Origin of the sequence: Microbacterium sp. NPDC089190, from assembly GCF_040701795.1 — a bacterium.
In the GTDB taxonomy this organism is placed as follows: Bacteria; Actinomycetota; Actinomycetes; order Actinomycetales; family Microbacteriaceae; genus Microbacterium; species Microbacterium galbum.
The window spans coordinates 257,339-269,593 of the sequence record NZ_JBFBHF010000003.1; the positions used below are offsets into that span (position 1 = coordinate 257,339).

The 12,255-nt window shown below is 71.7% G+C and carries 14 protein-coding genes; 10 read left to right on the forward strand and 4 right to left on the reverse strand.

What is annotated here, in order from left to right:
- The first annotated feature begins 3 nt into the window (after positions 1-3).
- The 3 genes from AB0230_RS11130 to AB0230_RS11140 are packed head-to-tail and all read left to right on the forward strand — an operon-like array spanning position 4 to position 2,861.
- A complete protein-coding gene (locus AB0230_RS11130) occupies positions 4-744 on the forward strand; it encodes a lysophospholipid acyltransferase family protein (protein WP_315995494.1) in 741 nt (246 codons plus the stop codon).
- A complete protein-coding gene (locus tag AB0230_RS11135; protein ID WP_315995495.1) occupies positions 734-1,876 on the forward strand; it encodes an NAD(P)H-dependent glycerol-3-phosphate dehydrogenase in 1,143 nt (380 codons plus the stop codon). The genes AB0230_RS11130 and AB0230_RS11135 overlap by 11 nt, the downstream gene beginning before the upstream one ends.
- On the forward strand, positions 1,776-2,861 hold the full coding sequence (locus AB0230_RS11140) for a D-alanine--D-alanine ligase family protein (RefSeq protein WP_366375770.1): 1,086 nt from the start codon (positions 1,776-1,778) through the stop codon (positions 2,859-2,861). The genes AB0230_RS11135 and AB0230_RS11140 overlap by 101 nt, the downstream gene beginning before the upstream one ends.
- Positions 2,862-3,171: 310 nt before the next feature.
- On the opposite strand, the gene AB0230_RS11145 is transcribed toward AB0230_RS11140, so the two are convergent.
- Complete coding sequence (locus AB0230_RS11145; protein WP_315995497.1) at positions 3,172-3,675, reverse strand: DUF3515 family protein; 504 nt, start codon at positions 3,673-3,675, stop codon at positions 3,172-3,174.
- A 25-nt stretch (positions 3,676-3,700) separates the two neighbouring features.
- On the opposite strand from AB0230_RS11145, the gene thiL reads away from it, so the two are divergent.
- Positions 3,701-4,705 (forward strand): thiamine-phosphate kinase, encoded by a 1,005-nt coding sequence (gene thiL, locus AB0230_RS11150; RefSeq protein WP_363579259.1) that lies wholly within the window; start codon positions 3,701-3,703, stop codon positions 4,703-4,705.
- Between the two features lie 110 nt (positions 4,706-4,815).
- On the opposite strand, the gene rsmD is transcribed toward thiL, so the two are convergent.
- Positions 4,816-5,379, reverse strand: a complete 564-nt coding sequence (rsmD, locus tag AB0230_RS11155) for a 16S rRNA (guanine(966)-N(2))-methyltransferase RsmD (protein ID WP_363391962.1) — start codon at positions 5,377-5,379, stop codon at positions 4,816-4,818.
- Between the two features lie 114 nt (positions 5,380-5,493).
- Here rsmD and AB0230_RS11160 point away from each other — a divergent pair, with 114 nt between their 5' ends.
- From AB0230_RS11160 to mutM, 6 genes are all read left to right on the forward strand, one after another.
- A complete protein-coding gene (locus AB0230_RS11160; RefSeq protein ID WP_366375773.1) occupies positions 5,494-7,674 on the forward strand; it encodes an ATP-dependent DNA helicase RecG in 2,181 nt (726 codons plus the stop codon).
- Between the two features lie 42 nt (positions 7,675-7,716).
- Positions 7,717-8,214, forward strand: a complete 498-nt coding sequence (gene coaD / locus AB0230_RS11165; protein ID WP_298872270.1) for a pantetheine-phosphate adenylyltransferase — start codon at positions 7,717-7,719, stop codon at positions 8,212-8,214.
- Between the two features lie 179 nt (positions 8,215-8,393).
- Positions 8,394-8,888 (forward strand): DUF177 domain-containing protein, encoded by a 495-nt coding sequence (locus tag AB0230_RS11170; protein ID WP_315995897.1) that lies wholly within the window; start codon positions 8,394-8,396, stop codon positions 8,886-8,888.
- A gap of 2 nt (positions 8,889-8,890) precedes the next feature.
- Positions 8,891-9,100: a 50S ribosomal protein L32 gene (gene rpmF, locus AB0230_RS11175; RefSeq protein ID WP_013586329.1), complete on the forward strand. Its 210-nt coding sequence runs from the start codon at positions 8,891-8,893 to the stop codon at positions 9,098-9,100.
- Between the two features lie 10 nt (positions 9,101-9,110).
- Entirely contained in the window at positions 9,111-9,803 is a 693-nt protein-coding gene (rnc, locus tag AB0230_RS11180; protein ID WP_315995502.1) for a ribonuclease III, read from the forward strand.
- Positions 9,796-10,686 carry a bifunctional DNA-formamidopyrimidine glycosylase/DNA-(apurinic or apyrimidinic site) lyase gene (mutM, locus tag AB0230_RS11185; RefSeq protein ID WP_366375776.1) on the forward strand — a complete coding sequence of 297 codons (891 nt, stop codon included), beginning with the start codon at positions 9,796-9,798 and terminating at the stop codon, positions 10,684-10,686. The genes rnc and mutM overlap by 8 nt, the downstream gene beginning before the upstream one ends.
- 75 nt (positions 10,687-10,761) lie before the next feature.
- Here the strand turns inward: mutM and AB0230_RS11190 are convergent, their stop codons facing one another.
- Together AB0230_RS11190 and AB0230_RS11195 are read right to left on the reverse strand one after the other, a co-directional pair.
- Positions 10,762-11,844, reverse strand: coding sequence for a GNAT family N-acetyltransferase (locus AB0230_RS11190; protein ID WP_366375778.1), 1,083 nt, complete (start codon positions 11,842-11,844; stop codon positions 10,762-10,764).
- A gap of 63 nt (positions 11,845-11,907) precedes the next feature.
- A complete protein-coding gene (locus AB0230_RS11195) occupies positions 11,908-12,195 on the reverse strand; it encodes a hypothetical protein (protein ID WP_315995505.1) in 288 nt (95 codons plus the stop codon).
- Positions 12,196-12,255 lie beyond the last annotated feature (60 nt).

Below are 12,255 nucleotides of genomic sequence, written 5' to 3' on the forward strand. Positions count from 1 at the left end.
CCGGTGGCCTCGAACCCCGAGAAGAGCCGCCCGAGCGCCTTCTGGCCGCTCGCGGCGATCGTGGTGCCCCTCACCGGGCTCTTCGCCCGCATCGAGATCCGTGGTGCCGAGAACCTCCCGCGGGAGGGGGCGTTCGTACTCGCCCCCAATCACAACTCGGAGTTCGATCCCCTCGTGGTCGCCGTCGCGGTGTGGCGGGTCGGTCGAGCTCCCCGCTTCCTGGCGAAGGAGAGCCTTTTCCGCGCCCCCGTCCTCGGTGCGGCGCTCAAGGCGACGGGGATGGTGCCCGTTCCCCGCACCTCGACGAGCGCCAACCAGTCCATGAAGGCCGCCGAGCAGATCGCCCGCGACGGGCGGGGCGTCATCGTCTATGCCGAGGGCACGCTCACGCGCGACCCCGAGCTGTGGCCGATGCGCGGCAAGACGGGAGCGGTGCGGCTTGCTCTCGCGGGCGACCTGCCCCTCATCCCGATGGCGCAGTGGGGTGTGCAGCAGATCCTTCCGCGCTACGGCAAGCTGCGGTTCCCGCGCCGTTCGCGGGTGATCGTGGAGTTCGGACCGGCGATGGACATGTCGGACTACGCCGCCGCGCCCACCCAACCGGCGACGCTGACCCGGGCGACGGACGCGTTGATGAACCGCATCACGGAGATGCTCTCCGGCATCCGCGGCATTCCCGCGCCCACCGAGCGGTGGAACCCGTCTCAGCACGGGCAGAACGAAACGGGCCGCCTTGACTCGTAAGAACCTGCAGCCGGCCGCGGGTCCGAAGGTCGCCGTCGTCGGTGCCGGCAGCTGGGGCACGACGTTCGGCAAGATCCTCGCCGACGGCGGAGCCTCGGTCGTCATGTGGGCGCGGCGCCCGGAGCTCGCGGCCGAGATCACCGAGTCCAAGCGCAACAGCCGCTACCTCTCGGGCATCAACCTGCCCCGCTCCATGACGGCGACGACCGACCTGGCGGAGGCGTTGACCGGAGCCGAGCAGATCTACCTGTCGGTGCCGAGCCAGTCTCTGCGCGAGAACCTCGCCGCGATCCGCCCGCTCGTGGAGCGCACCGACGTCCCGCTCGTGTCGCTCATGAAGGGCGTCGAGAAGTCGACCGGCCTGCGCATGAGCCAGGTCATCGAGCAGGTGCTCGAGTGCGACCCGGCGCGCATCGCCGTGGCATCCGGTCCGAATCTCGCTCTCGAGATCGCGCGCGAGCAGCCGACGGCCGCGGTCATCAGCTCGCTGAGCCCCGAGACGGCCGAGGCCGTCGCCCGGCGCGCCCGCAACCGGTACTTCCGCTCGTTCGTGAACACCGACGTCATCGGCACCGAGTTCGGCGGCGTGCTGAAGAACCTCATCGCGGTCGCGATCGGCATCGTCGACGGCGTGGGCTACGGCGAGAACACGAAGGCCTCGATCATCACCCGCGGGCTCGTCGAGATGACCGACTTCGCGGTCGCCCAGGGCGCGCAGCCCGAGACCCTGCAGGGCCTCGCGGGCCTCGGCGACCTGATCGCGACGTGCCAGTCGCCGCTCAGCCGCAACAACACCGCGGGGCGGCTGCTCGGCCAGGGCTACGGCTACAAAGAAGTGGTCACGCAGATGCAGCAGACCGCCGAGGGGTTGGCATCCGTCGCGCCCGTGCTGCAACTCGCGAAGCAGGTCGGCGTCGACATGCCGATCGTGCAGCAGGTGAAGATGGTGCTCGACGGGACGATGGATCCCCGCGACATCGCCCCGCACCTGACCACAGACGACGACCAGCCGCAGGGCGAGAGGACGCAGAATGAGCAATCCGGTGGTGGTGGTGCTCTTCGGCGGGCGCTCCAGCGAGCATTCGATCAGTTCCGCCACGGCGGGCGGGGTGCTGCGGGCGATCGACCGTGAGCGCTTCCGGGTGATCCCGGTCGGCATCACCCGCGACGGCGCCTTCGTGCTCGAGGACGACGACCCCGACAAGTTCGCGCTGATCCCCGACGCGCTGCCCGAGGTCCGCGACAACGGCACGCGGGTACGCCTGCCCGATTCGACGCTGTCGCGCGAGTGGACGGTGACGGATGCCGACGGCACCCGCTCGCTGGGCGAGGTCGACGTGGTGCTCCCGATCCTGCACGGACGGTTCGGCGAAGACGGCACGGTACAGGGCCTGCTCGAGCTCCTCGGCATCCCGTACGCCGGCGGCGGCGTGCTGATGTCGGCGATCGGCATGAACAAGCACGTCACCAAGCAGGTGCTCCGCGCGGCCGGCGTGCCCGTCGTGCCGTGGGTGGCCGTCACGCGCGCAGACCTCGCCCGCGACCGCGGGCTGTGGGAGGGGCGGATGCGGGCGCTCGACCTGCCCGTGTTCGTCAAGCCCAACGAGGCGGGTTCCAGCGTCGGTGTGACGAAGGTCTCCCGCTGGGAAGACCTGGACACCGCGCTCGACACCGCCTTCGCCGAAGACGGCCTGGTGCTGGTCGAGAAGGCGATCGTCGGACGCGAGGTCGAGTGCGGCGTGCTGCCCGGGCGCGACGGCGGGCCGGTGCGGGTCTCGGTGGCGGGGGAGATCGTCGTCACGGGCCGCGAGTTCTACGACTTCGAGGCCAAGTACCTCGACGCCCCCGGCGTCGACCTGGTCTGCCCCGCGGACCTTCGCGACGGCGAGCTCGCCGAGATGCAGCGCATCGCCGCCCAGGCCTTCGAGGCGATCGGCGGTCAGGGGCTGGCCCGCGTGGACTTCTTCTACACCGGCACCGAGTTCTACGTGAACGAGGTCAACACGATGCCCGGGTTCACCCCGATCTCGATGTTCCCCACGTGCTGGATCGCCTCGGGCCTGTCGTACCCGGACCTCATCAGCGACCTGCTCGACGCCGCGCTCGAGAGGGCCTGACCCGTCGCGGGGTGCCGCGGCCGCGCACGACCGCGGGTCGTCGAGACGACACGCCGGGGGTGAGCGCCAGGGACGAGGCGTGTCTGCGAACCGACCCGCGGTCGTGCTCGCGTCATCCCTCCGCGGGCCGTCGCCGGATTCCGCGCTCTGCCGATCTCCGCATCGTCCCCTTCCGTGCCTCACGGCGGGCCGACGGTCTGACACACCGCGAGTGGATGCCGGTGAGCGGCGTGTCGCCGTGTTCCACCGCCGCGGTGCTCATGGGTGCGCCGTGGCCCCCGGGCGGGGTCCGCTGTCGGAAGGGGGCGGGCTACGGCGCGGCGCTGGGGGTCGCCGTGGCGTCGGACGCCGAGGTGCACACCGAGCCGGTGGGCTGCAGATAGGTGCGGATCAGCGGTCCGAGCGCCTGGGCGACGTCGCCGCTGCTCGCCGCCTCGTAGTCGAGGTAGACCTGCAGGGCGGGGGTGCGACCGAACGTCGTGAGCGTGTAGCGGTTGTCGGCGGCCTGAGACTCGTCGACGAGCCAGTCGACGCCGTCGAAGGAACGGCACGGCAGCGTCGAGGGGCCGGGCGTCTCGAGCCCGCAGGTCATCAGGATCGCGGCGGGGTCGCCCCACGCTCCGGTGGCCTGGGCGTCGGTCCATCGACGTTCCTGGCCCGAGATGGTCTGCGGCAGGCGCGAGACGATGTCGGCGCACGCCGGGTCGTTCGCGTCCTTCGCCGGTTCCATCGCCACCGTCGCGCTGCACGCCGCGAGCCCCGGGAGCAGGGCGAGAGCGGTCAGCAGCGCGAGGGTACGGGGAGAGCGGGGCACCCCTCCAGGCTAATAGCGTGGGAGGGTGACCGACGCCGAGACCACCCCCGAGACAACTGTGGGCGAGCTGTCCGAGGGGCAGGTCCTCCGCGGCATCCTCGATCGCCTCCCGCCCTCGACCGCGCCCGTGGGCCCGGGCGACGACGCCGCCGTGCTCTCGGTGCCCGACGGGCGCGTGGTCGCCACGACCGACACGCTCGTGCACGGGCCCGACTTCCGCCTGGCCTGGTCGTCGCCGTTCGAGCTCGGTTTCAAGGCCGCAGCGGTCAACCTCGCCGACGTGGCGGCCATGGGCGCCCGCCCCGTGGCTCTTCTGGTCGCGCTGGCGATGCCCGACGCGACACCCGTGTCGTTCGTGCAGGGCCTCGCCGACGGTCTCGCGGCGGCGTGCGACGAGCTGGCCCCCGGCTGCGCAGTCGAGGGTGGGGACCTCACCGTCTCGGACACCCTCACCATCGCTGTGACGGCGCTCGGCAGCCTCGAGGGGCGCGACCCCGTTCGCCGTTCAGGTGCCCGCGTGGGCGACGGCGTCTACGTGATCGGCGAGCTCGGCGAGGCGGCGAGGGGGCTCGAGGTGCTGTTCCGGCGTTTCACCGACGCCGACGGCGCCCCCGTCTCCCTGACGCCGCAGGCCCGCGCGGCGCTCGACCCCCTCGACGCACGGGCCGTGTCGCGCCAACTCGCCCCGCGCCCGCCTCTGGCCGCGGCGCTGGCGGCCGCGGCATCCGGGGCGACGGCCATGATGGACGTCTCCGACGGTCTCGTCCTCGACGCCACGCGCCTGGCCGACGCCTCCGACGTCACGATCGAGATCGACAGTGCCACGCTCGGCGATGAGCCGGCGCGCGCCCTGGACGGGGGAGAGGACCACGGGTTCCTCGTCGTGTTCCCCCCGGATGCCGAGCCCCACGGCCGTCGCATCGGCACGGTGGTCGCCCGGGGCGACGACGCGGTGCGGGTCGACGGGCGCGCCTGGGAGGGCCCGGGCGGGTGGGACCCGTACCGCGATTGGGACGCGGGGCGCGGCTGAGGCCGCGGTCCCCGTCGGCGGGGCGTGACCACCGTGCGCGCTCCTGTCGCTCGAACGGCGTGGGGCGCGCGTCCCCCGGCCCTCCCGTCGACCGTGCGACGAGGCGCTCGTCAGGTCGCGGGGCGTCCCCACCACATCGTCGTGTCGCCGTACGCCCGGTCGCGGTCGGCCTCGAGGCCGGCGGCGACCCAATCGGGCGCGGGGGAGCGCTTCGCACGCTCGACGATCACGGTCGCCTCCGGGCTGAGCCGCGGCGCGAGCGCGACGAGCACGCTCGTGATCTCGGTCTCCGAGACGTCGTAGGGCGGGTCGATGAACACCAGGTCCCAGACCTGCGCGGATGCCGCGAGGTAGGTCGTGACGTTCGCGCGGTGCACGCGCGCGGGCGCGGTGACGCCCGCCGTGCGCAGACGGTCGGCGTTCTTGCGGATGAGGGCCGCCGCCGGGGCGGAGAGCTCGACGAGGTCGGCGGACGCGGCGCCGCGACTGAGGCTCTCGAGGCCGAGAGCGCCGGACCCGGCGTACAGGTCGGCGACGCGGGCGTCGTCGAGGACGCCCGCGGACTCGAGAGCGCCGAAGAGGGACTCGCGCACCCGGTCGCTGGTGGGGCGCGTGCCCTTCGGGGGGACGTCGAGGACGGTGCCGCCGGCGCGGCCCGAGATGATGCGCGTCACCGCTCCAGCCTACGGTTTACGGATGCCGCGGATCGGCCCCGCGACCAGGGGCCCGCTCCGGGCGGCCCCGAGGTACGGGCGGGTCGTGTCCGAGGGGCTGCCTAGACTCGGAGCATGCCCGGACTCTCGCTCGCGTCCCGCCTCGATGGCGCCGTCGGCGGCAAGACGGCGACGGCGTTCGACAAGGCGTTCGGCGTCAAGACGGTCGGCGAGCTCCTCGAGCACTACCCGCGTCGGTACGCGCGGCGGGGCGAGCTCACGCCCATCGCGACGTTGCCGCTGGGCGAGCCGGTGACCATCGTCGCCGAGGTGGTCAGCGCGAACGAGCGGCGCATGCAGAACCGCCGCGGGTCGCTGCTGGAGGTCGTGATCAGCGACGGCGACGGCCGTATGTCGCTGACGTTCTTCAATCAGCCCTGGCGACTGAAAGACCTCACCCCCGGCCGACGGGGGATCTTCTCGGGGAAGGTGGGCGAGTACCGGCGGCAGACGCAGCTGACGAACCCCGACTACGAGCTGTTCGACGACATCGCCGAAGCGCGCGCCGAAGCGGAGGTCACCGCGAAGCGACCCATTCCGATCTATCCGGCCACGAGCTCCGTCCCGAGCACGCTCGTGCAGAAGACGATCGCGCTCGTGCTCGACGGGCTGGGCGAGATCGACGACCCCCTGCCCGACGATCTGCGCGCGCGCCGCGGCCTCCTCGACGCCCGCGCCGCGCTCGAGCGCATCCATCGCCCCGAGAGTGACGACGACATCCCGCCCGCGGTCGAGACGCTGCGCATGCAGGAGGCCTTTGTGCTGCAGACCGCTCTGCTGCAGCAGCGGCAGTTCGTGCGTGCGCTCTCCGCCGCCCGACGTCCCGCCGCCGCGGGAGGGCTTCTCGAACGCTTCGACGCCATCCTCCCGTTCGACCTCACTCCCGACCAGCGGAGCGTCGGCGCGCAGCTGGCGGCCGACCTCGTCGGCGACTGGCCGATGAACCGGCTCGTGCAGGGCGAGGTCGGGTCGGGCAAGACCCTGGTCGCCCTGCGCGCCATGCTCCAGGTCGCCGAGTCCGGCGGCCAGTCCGCGCTTATCGCGCCCACCGAGGTGCTCGCGGGCCAGCACCTGCGCTCGATCGCCCGCATGCTGGGACCGGAGCTGGCCCCCGAGCTCATGCCCACCCTCCTCACCGGGCAGATGCCGGCGGCCGAGCGTCGGAAGGCGGCGCTGCGGGTGGCCTCCGGTCAGGCGCGCATCGTCGTCGGCACCCACGCGCTGCTGAGCGCGACCACCACCTTCGCCGACCTCGGGTTCGTCGTGGTCGACGAACAGCACCGCTTCGGCGTCGACCAGCGCGAGGCGCTGCGCTCCAAGGGCGACTCTCCGCACACCCTCGTCCTCACGGCGACGCCCATTCCGCGCACCGTGGCGATGACGGTCTTCGGCGACCTCGACGTCTCGACCATCCGCACCATGCCGGCCGGGCGTGCCGGCATCCAATCGTTCGTCGCTCCGCTCGCCGAGAAGCCGGGCTGGTTCGCCCGGGTCTGGGACCGCGTGGCCGAAGAGGTGGCGCTCGGCCGGCAGGCCTTCGTGGTGTGCCCCGCGATCGACGCGGAGCAGGTCTCCGCCGACGGCAAGAGCGACGAGCCCGCCGACGCCCCGGTCGCCACCGCCGCGGGCGAGGGAAATCGCACCCGATGGGGCGTCGTGCAGGTCGACGCGCTCCTCGCACAGCTGCCGTCGTTCGCCGACATCCGCGTGCAGATCCTGCACGGCAAGATGGCCTCCGACGAGAAGGATGCCGTCATGCAGGCCTTCTCGCGCGGCGACATCGACGTGCTGGTCGCCACCACGGTGATCGAGGTCGGCGTCGACGTGCCCAACGCATCGACGATGGTGATCCTCGAAGCCGATCGCTTCGGCGTCTCGCAGCTGCATCAGCTGCGCGGGCGCGTCGGCCGCGGCGGTCTGCCGGGTCTCTGCCTGCTCGTGACGGAGGCTGCTCCGGGCACCTCCGCCCGGTCGCGGGTCGAGGCCGTCGCCGCGACCCTCGACGGATTCGCCCTCGCCGAGGTCGACCTCGAGCTGCGCGGCGAGGGAGACGTGCTCGGCGGCGCGCAGTCGGGGGTGCGGTCTTCGTTGCGGCTGCTGCGCGTGGTCACGGATGCCGCGCTCATCACCGAGGCCCGCGCCGAGGGCGAGCGCGTCCTCGCCGACGACCCGGCGCTCACCCGGCATCCGGGCCTCGCCGCCGCCCTGGAGCGGCGCGTCGGCGTCGAGGAGCGCGCCGCGCTGGCGAAGTCCTGAGTGGTCGGCCCCGCGGGGGAAGCTCCTCGCTAGGCTGGCCGAATGGACCCCCGGATCGCCGTCGTCCCCGGCTCGTTCGACCCGCCCACGCTCGGCCATCTCGACGTCATCCGACGCGCGGCCGGTCTGTTCGACCAGCTCCACGTGCTGGTGGTGCACAACCCCGGCAAAGAGGCCATGCTGCCCATCGCGCAGCGGCAGAGTCTGCTCGAGCAATCCATCCGCGAGGCGGGCATCGAGGGCGACGTGATCGTGGCGGCCTGGAGCATGGGCCTGCTGGTCGACTACGCGACCGACGTGGGCGCCAAGGTGCTCGTCAAAGGCATCCGTTCGCAGGTCGACGTGGCGTACGAGACCCCCATGGCGATCGTCAATCGCGACCTCGCGCACGTCGAGACCGTCTTCCTGCTGCCCGACCCCTCGCACGCGCTCGTGTCGAGCTCCCTCGTGCGGCAGGTCGCGGGACTCGGGGGCGACGTGTCGCCGTACGTGCCGGCGGCCGTGGCGCGGTTCCTCGACACGGGCGCGCGCGACCTCTGACGTCGCGGCGCCGCATCCGTGACACGCGCGCGCGGCGGGCGACATCGCAGGAGGCGGGCTCGCCGCGCGGCGCCCGGCCCGCGCCCAGGGGCGCGCGGGTAGCATTGTCGACCGTGAGAACCCACCGTCCCGGACCTTTCCAGCTCCCCGTGCGCGACATCGAGCGCAAGCCCGGAGAGATGCGCGAGCACTCGCTTGACATCCCCGCCCCCGAGAAATGGGGCGAGGGTCTCGTCTCGGTCCCCGAGGCCGAGGTGCTCGAACTCGACGTGCGTCTGGAGTCCGTGCACGAGGGCATCCTCGTGTCGGGAACCGTCGACACCACCGCCACGGGCGTGTGCGGACGCTGCCTCATCGACATCACCGAGCCTGTCGAAGTCGAGTTCCAGGAACTTTTCACGTATCCTGGGGGAGAAGCGAGTGACTTCGACGTTCAAGACGACCACGTGGATCTTGAAAATCTGGTCCGGGATGCCATCGTCCTGTCGCTTCCGTTCCAGCCGGTGTGTCAGCCGGATTGCCCCGGGCTCGACCCGAACACGGGCGAGAGGCTGACGGAAAGCCCCGGCGAACCGGAGCAGTCGCCCGTCGATTCTCGATGGGCTGCGCTCCAGCAGTACACCCCAGACCACGGCGATGCGCTCCGCGCCGCCCCCAAGACAGAGAAGAGCTAGACATGGCAGGTAACCCCCCGAAGCGGAAGGTCTCCCGCTCCAACACCCGTTCGCGTCGCGCCCAGTGGAAGGCTGAAGCCCCCGCCCTGGTCAAGACCATCGAGAACGGCAAGGTCGTCTACAGCCGCCCTCACCAGGCGAAGGTCGTCACCGACTCGCAGGGCACCGAGCTCTTCCTTGAGTACAAGGGCCGCAAGGTCGCCGACGTCTGATCGGCACTTCGTGACGCGTAACAACGTCGAGCGCGATGCGCTCACCGAGAAGCTCGGGGTCGACATCGACCCCGAGCTTCTTTCTCTTGCTTTGACGCACCGCTCGTTCGCCTACGAGAACGGTGGCATCGCCCACAACGAACGCCTGGAGTTCCTCGGCGACTCGGTGCTGGGCCAAGCCGTCACGGTGCGTCTGTTCACCGGGCATCCCGACCTCGACGAGGGCAGCCTGGCCAAGCGTCGTGCGAGCGTCGTCTCGACCGTGGCGCTGGCCGAGGTCGCCCGTGGCATCGCGCTCGGCGATCACGTGCGTCTCGGCCGTGGCGAGATCCTCACCGGCGGGCACGACAAGGACTCGATCCTCGCCGACACCATGGAGGCGATCATCGGCGCGGCCTTCCTCTCGGCCGGACCCGAGGCGGCGACCGCGATGGTTCTGCGCCTGGTCGAGCCGCTTCTCGCCGACCCCGAGCGTTACGGCGCCGCGATGGACCCGAAGACGAGCCTGCAGGAGATCGCGGCCCGTCTCGGTCTGACCGCCCCCGTCTACGGCGTCGAAGCCGCCGGACCCGACCACGACCGTCGTTTCACCGCGACCGTCACGGTGGGCGACGTCGTGACCACGGGCCAGGGCTCCAGCAAGAAGCAGGCGGAGATGGCCGCCGCGCTGACCGCCTGGCGCGAACTCGACGCGCGTGCCTGAGCTTCCCGAGGTCGAGGTCGTACGGGCGGGCCTCGAGCCCGCCGTCCGCGGGGCGCTCATCACATCGGTCGACGTGCGCGACGACCGCGCCCTGACCCGCCACACCGGGGGAGCGGCCCACTTCGAAGGCGAGCTCACCGGCCGACGCATCGACGCGGCCGTGCGACGCGGCAAGTTCCTGTGGATGCCGGTGTCCGACGACGAGACGGTCGTCACGCATCTCGGCATGAGCGGTCAGATGCTCCTGCGCGTTCCCGGGGCTCCCGAGGAGCGGCACGAGCGTATCCGGATCGAGCTCGAGCACCCCGTGCACGGTCCGCTGTCGGTCGTCTTCGCCGACCAGCGCACGTTCGGCTCGCTCGCGATCGACGAGCTCGTCGACACGCCCGACGGCGCCGCAGGGGGACGCGGTTCCGGACTCGCTCGGGTCCCCACGCAGGTCGCGCACATCGGGCGCGATCCCCTCGACCCGGCCTTCGACGCCGCGCGCTTCCGCGCACGGCTGGGGCGCACGTCATCCGGCGTCAAGCGCGTGCTGCTCGATCAGACGGTGGCCAGTGGCATCGGCAACATCTACGCCGACGAGTCGCTGTGGGCCGCGCGCATCCACCCCGAGACTCCGGCATCCGCTCTGTCGACGCGGGCGGTCAACCGCCTGCTCGGCGAGGTGCAGGCGGTGCTCGAGAAGGCTCTCGCCGAGGGGGGAACGAGCTTCGACGCGCAATACGTCAACGTCAACGGGCAGGCGGGGTACTTCGCCCACTCGCTCAACGCCTACGGGCGCACCGGCCAGCCGTGCCCGCGATGCGGTCGGCCGATCGTGCGCGTGTCGTTCATGAACCGCTCGAGCCACTTCTGCCCGCACTGCCAGCGCCTGCGCTGACCACGACTCGCGCGAGTCGCCAGGAATCGTCGCTCCGGGCTGCTCCCCGGCGACGATTTCTGGCGACTCACACGATCAGGCAAGGATCTTCTTCCACACGCCCTCGTACGAGATGGGGGCGAAGCCGATGCGTTCGTTGATCGAGAGCATCGGGCGGTTCTCCTCCGCGTTGTACGTCATGACGCGCGGGGACAGCGGCGCGACGTCGTGCCACGCGAGAAGCCCGGCGCACTTGACGAGCATGCCGAGGCGGTGGCCGCGGTGGGCGGCGACGACCAGGGTGTCCTCCTGGCTCGTCACCGTGGTGCGGTCCTTCCCGATCACGAGCTCGTTGAACGCCGCGAGCTCGCCGCTGTCGATGTGCTGGGCGGCGGTGACGAGCATGTGCCGCCCCGCGTCGAGGTATCCGGCTTCGTAGCGGCGGAGGCGGTCGGCATCCCACACCTCCTCGTCGAACTCGAGATCGGCCGAGGGCGCGTCGGTGACCATGCGCGACTTCATCCACGCGAAACCGTCGACGAACTCGTCGGGGGTGGGCAGCGTCCACTGCACGACGCGGTAGCCCGAGGCCGCCTCCTCCGCCTCGGCCAGCAGGGTTCCGAGGTGCGGGCGCGCGCCGGCCAGATCGAGTTGACTCACCCGCACGATCTGCTCGAGGGTGCACCCGGATGCCAACAGGAAGCGCGCCGCGTGGTCTTCGGGTATCGCCCCGAAACCCGTGGGTGCCGCGAGACGGGGGCCGTTTGCGGCGGGGTGCTCCGCCCACGCCTGCAGAATGGTGCGGCCTTCGTCGCGGGCGATGCGCTCGATCTCGGCGAAGGCGGCGCGGCCGATGCCGTGGCTCCAGGCGGAGCGCCGCAGTTCGATCAGCCAGAACCCGGTGCGGGCGCCGTCTTCCTGCGGGAAGTCGAGACCCACCCGGCCCACGACTTCGCCGTGGAAGACCGCGATCCAGGAGAACCGTCTCATCTCGGGTCGTGGCTGATAGAGGGGGAGCAGTTCGTCGGCGGGCATCGAGGAGTCGTCGTGGCCGGAGACCTCGGCATAGACGAGGTTGCGCAAACGCACCATGTCGAGGAAGTCCGCGGCATCGGGGCCGTCGAGGGAGGTCGGGATGTGGAGGGGGCGCAGCTCGAGGCCGGCCGGAAGGGTGGTCATGTCACAGCTTTCGGGTCGAAGGGGGATGCCGGTGGGGCCGACGTCATGCGTCGGCCCCACCGCTCAGAAGGGCGGGCGGCTGAAGGCCGCAGCGCTTCGCCAGGCGCGTTCGCGCTTCTCGCGCTCGGCCTGGACCGTGCGGGCGCGGTACGCGCTGACCGCCTGGTGGTCGAGCGCTCGGGCTCGATCGGCGTGCCGCGTCAGCAGCCAGAGGCCGAGGCGCAGCGACAGCCGGTCGAGCAGGCCGAGCGGGCGGTAGGCGGTGGTGTCGAACGTGACCGTCGACGGGGTGGGTGTCGGGGTGGGCGCGGCCGAGGCGTGCTGCGGCGCGCGCGTGAACAGGGCGTTCATGCGGATACTCCGTGAGGATGAAAGCGAGCGGATGACGCGACGAGCGCGTGGAGGGACCGG

Excerpts from the sequence above, each read along its gene's own strand:
- AB0230_RS11140 (WP_366375770.1), top strand. The coding sequence starts at position 1,776 with ATGAGCAATCCGGTGGTGGTGGTGCTCTTCGGCGGGCGCTCCAGCGAG.
- rpmF (WP_013586329.1), top strand. The coding sequence starts at position 8,891 with ATGGCAGGTAACCCCCCGAAGCGGAAGGTCTCCCGCTCCAACACCCGT.
- AB0230_RS11190 (WP_366375778.1), bottom strand. The coding sequence starts at position 11,844 with ATGACCACCCTTCCGGCCGGCCTCGAGCTGCGCCCCCTCCACATCCCG.
- AB0230_RS11170 (WP_315995897.1), top strand. The coding sequence starts at position 8,394 with ATGCGCGAGCACTCGCTTGACATCCCCGCCCCCGAGAAATGGGGCGAG.
- coaD (WP_298872270.1), top strand. The coding sequence starts at position 7,717 with ATGGACCCCCGGATCGCCGTCGTCCCCGGCTCGTTCGACCCGCCCACG.
- AB0230_RS11195 (WP_315995505.1), bottom strand. The coding sequence starts at position 12,195 with ATGAACGCCCTGTTCACGCGCGCGCCGCAGCACGCCTCGGCCGCGCCC.
- AB0230_RS11160 (WP_366375773.1), top strand. The coding sequence starts at position 5,494 with ATGCCCGGACTCTCGCTCGCGTCCCGCCTCGATGGCGCCGTCGGCGGC.